We start from the raw sequence: 3263 nt of genomic DNA on the forward strand, positions 1-3263 counted from the left end.
GTGGTCCAAAATGAACCCATATACCAAACTTTGCATCACGAAGCCAAGCTGGCTCGCCGGGATAATTTTTTTCTATAGATTCCCAAGTTGGCTCAAAAGGTCCTTTTGCAATAGGTAGTTGTAATTTTACCTCAGAAAATGTTTTCGAATCTCCCATTTGAAAACTATTGATAGCTAATGGAGCTGCCACCACCGGCATAGGATTTTTGTCTTGAGAATAAATGCTAAACTGAAGTAGGGATAAAAGCGTGAATAAAATTTTTGTTCTCATTTTTTTATTTATATTATTTTTTATTTTAAGCTTTTTTGCTTTGCATTGCTTCATAAATTTTATATATGAACATTCTAAACTAGCGATTTGAATAATTTAATAAAAGCATTAAAAATCATTCTAATTTAAATATCCGCTCCAAAGGCAACCATTTCTCACCATCTTTTGCTCCTGGAGGTGCTTGTTGAAATTGCCACATTAATTTCTCCCATTCCTGAACCTTTAGATTGGAAGCATCCATTTTTTGTTTACGTTCCGAAGTATAGCTTTCATCTACTTCCATAATCATGAACAACCTGTTGGCAAGGATATAAATTTCCATATCCAGGATACCTGAATCTTTAATACTTTTGGTAATTTCAGGCCAAGCACTATCCTTAGAATGATAGCGTTTATATATTTCTATTAATGCTGGATTATCAACTAAATCACAGGCGTAACATAATTTTTTGGAATTCATAAATTACGTTTTTAAAATGGGATTTGTCTCTATTTAGATTCTTCATAGATTTTGCTGATTTTTAATAATTACAGTACCACTTTCCAGCCAGGTCATTACGGTAGCATAAAAACTTTATCTTTTTCCATATTACAGCTAAAATTAAGCTACAAATATTTGTAAATTCCAAACAAAATAAATATCACATAAATATTTAAGGATAAAATTTAATATTATTATTTTATTATTTTAATTTACATTAATACAATAAAACAAATTTAAAATATACACAATTAGAATTAATTATTCAAAAACGACCTTTTATTATTCAAAAACGGTATTTTACAATTATAATGTCATTATGTCTAACAGTACTTTTAAATATTCCTTTTCATTATTGCATATTGATTATGTAAAACTCGATCATAATTGGAATTATAATAGTGTAATAAGCCCCTATTATCGAATTTATTATATAGATGATGGAATTGGATTTATTTCCGACAATTCAAACTGTTTGGCTTTAGAGCCCGGCAATCTTTATCTAATTCCGAGTTTTACAATTTGTAATCTGAACTGTCAAGCCAATTTGAGCCAATACTTTATACAGTTTTTTGAAGAATCTCCAGATGGAATTTCTTTGTTCAACAATAATAGAAAATTGATAAAATTAGTTGCTACAGAACTTGATGTAATCCTTATTAAAAAAATGCTGCAAAATAATCCAGGAAGAGGAATTAATAGATCAGACAATCCAAAAGTATATGAAAAAGAAGCCTTTTATAAAGAATACCGTTTGCTCAATAATTCAATAAAAACGCATCTTAAGTTTGAAAATCAGGGCATTCTTCTTCAATTGATTTCCAGATTCCTAAGTACTAGAGACTTTAGTACAAGCCAACCACAGATTAGATCTTCTAAAATATTAGAGACAATGAGTTATGTACAGCTTCACTTGAGCGAAAATATAACTGTGGCTAAATTAGCACGAAGAGTTAATCAGAATCAGGACTATTTTTCCAAACAATTTCTGACTCATACCGGACAAAGGCCCTTAAACTATATCCATGAAAAAAAAATAGAAAGAGCACAATACCTCATTGCAACCAGTGATAAAACATTTTTGGAAATTGCTTTGGACACCGGATTTTCGAACTTACCCCACTTTTCAAAAATATTCAAACAAATAGTGAGTCTTACCCCAGGAGAGTATCGCAATCAGAATAGTAAACCTTCTATGTGATTTTCTACGCATATAAATTTTCAATAAAAAGTGCTTCAAAGAAATAACATTTACTCCAATAATTGCTTTTTACATAATATAATTCCAGAATATTAAACCAAATTTTCCAATCCAATAGCAGTTATTTGATCTATAATTGGCAAAGTCTTCAAACCTAATTCTGTCAATGTATATTCTACCCCTGGTGGAATTTCCGGGTATGCTTTTTTATACCAATATATGTACTACCAAAGAATTCAGCTCCTGGATCAATCTTTTAAAATTTACTGTAACCAAAATATTACCCAGAACCCTAAAATCAGGATTGGAAATTCAGGGTCAAAATCGTGGTTATTTAAGAAGTCCGTTACAATCTTTAAGCGAAAGTGATCTTGCCGAATTAGAACAAATATTGAAAGCATTCAGGTTTGATTTAATATAAATCTATTAAAACTTAAATTACCCAAAAACAAAAAACCCCTTGAAATCAAGGGGTTTAATTGTGAACTCCTTGGTACAAAATTCGAACCTTTTACTCGAAGATTTCCAGATTTTAAGCGAGCTAACGGAGGTTTGAAAATAAAAACATTTGATTTCATTATATAAAATCAAATTAACGTGCTTTGTTTTTTCTTTCCCTATCCAATTAGATGAAAGCCTTTGAACAAACCAGTCATGTTCTGACAATGCTTAAAAATTGCAGTCTCCCGTCAATTAATTATAAAATCATGGAAGTAAGCAAACACTACTGTCTTTTGGGATATTAGCAATAGAAAATTCATTATCAATTTAGCCTACAAAATAGTTCCAACAAATATGAGCTACCGAGTGATTTTATTTACATATCTCATAATCTTCAATATTTTAATTTATGAAAAAAACTTCTCACACTTTATGTTATAAAAACCCTTTGATGTAATTAGTTTTGAAGATAATTTTCGCCAATTCGAGTAATCTTTGATATATATATTATACAAAACAGAAAAGTATATTTAAAAGCATACTTGATATTTTTTCTGTTGCCTGCGTAAAAACTCAAACTGACTAATTTTTATAATTAGAATTGAGAATAATCGTAAAACTTGCAATGAATAACTTTTACCTTTCGATTTAAGTGGATAATGTTTGATTTCTATAGAAAGAAAGTGGCAAAAAACTGTATAAATTGAGCTTATCCATTTTCTTGCCCTTTACAAAACATTTAAAAGTTCTTATTTCATGGAAACAATTACAAATTCGCTTCTTCTGTTTAACTGATGTTCTTCTTCTGTACAAACTACATTATCTGAACATTTATTGATTAATTGGCTTTCGCCATATCCTTTTCCTGT

The 3263-nt window shown here is 29.6% G+C and carries 4 protein-coding genes; 2 read left to right on the forward strand and 2 right to left on the reverse strand.

All coding sequences use genetic code 11. From position 1 onward, the window contains the following. A partial coding sequence (locus ABI657_RS19080) for an alpha-L-fucosidase (protein WP_348098856.1) occupies nucleotides 1-271 on the reverse strand: 271 nt, incomplete at its 3' end. 115 nt (nucleotides 272-386) lie between these two features. Continuing rightward, nucleotides 387-731: an L-rhamnose mutarotase gene (locus ABI657_RS19085; protein ID WP_348098857.1), complete on the reverse strand. Its 345-nt coding sequence runs from the start codon at nucleotides 729-731 to the stop codon at nucleotides 387-389. Between the two features lie 340 nt (nucleotides 732-1071). Here ABI657_RS19085 and ABI657_RS19090 point away from each other — a divergent pair, with 340 nt between their 5' ends. After that, nucleotides 1072-1953, forward strand: coding sequence for an AraC family transcriptional regulator (locus ABI657_RS19090; protein WP_348098858.1), 882 nt, complete (start codon nucleotides 1072-1074; stop codon nucleotides 1951-1953). Nucleotides 1954-2119: 166 nt separating this feature from the next. Next, nucleotides 2120-2374 carry a hypothetical protein gene (locus ABI657_RS19095; RefSeq protein ID WP_348098859.1) on the forward strand — a complete coding sequence of 85 codons (255 nt, stop codon included), beginning with the start codon at nucleotides 2120-2122 and terminating at the stop codon, nucleotides 2372-2374. Nucleotides 2375-3263 lie beyond the last annotated feature (889 nt).

Origin of the sequence: Flavobacterium sp., assembly GCF_039930565.1 — a bacterium.
Taxonomy (GTDB): domain Bacteria; phylum Bacteroidota; class Bacteroidia; order Flavobacteriales; family Flavobacteriaceae; genus Flavobacterium.

Bases quoted from the DNA above. Each gene is read 5' to 3' on its own strand.
- ABI657_RS19085 (WP_348098857.1), bottom strand. From the start codon at position 731: ATGAATTCCAAAAAATTATGTTACGCCTGTGATTTAGTTGATAATCCA.
- ABI657_RS19090 (WP_348098858.1), top strand. From the start codon at position 1,072: ATGTCTAACAGTACTTTTAAATATTCCTTTTCATTATTGCATATTGAT.
- ABI657_RS19095 (WP_348098859.1), top strand. From the start codon at position 2,120: ATGTATATTCTACCCCTGGTGGAATTTCCGGGTATGCTTTTTTATACC.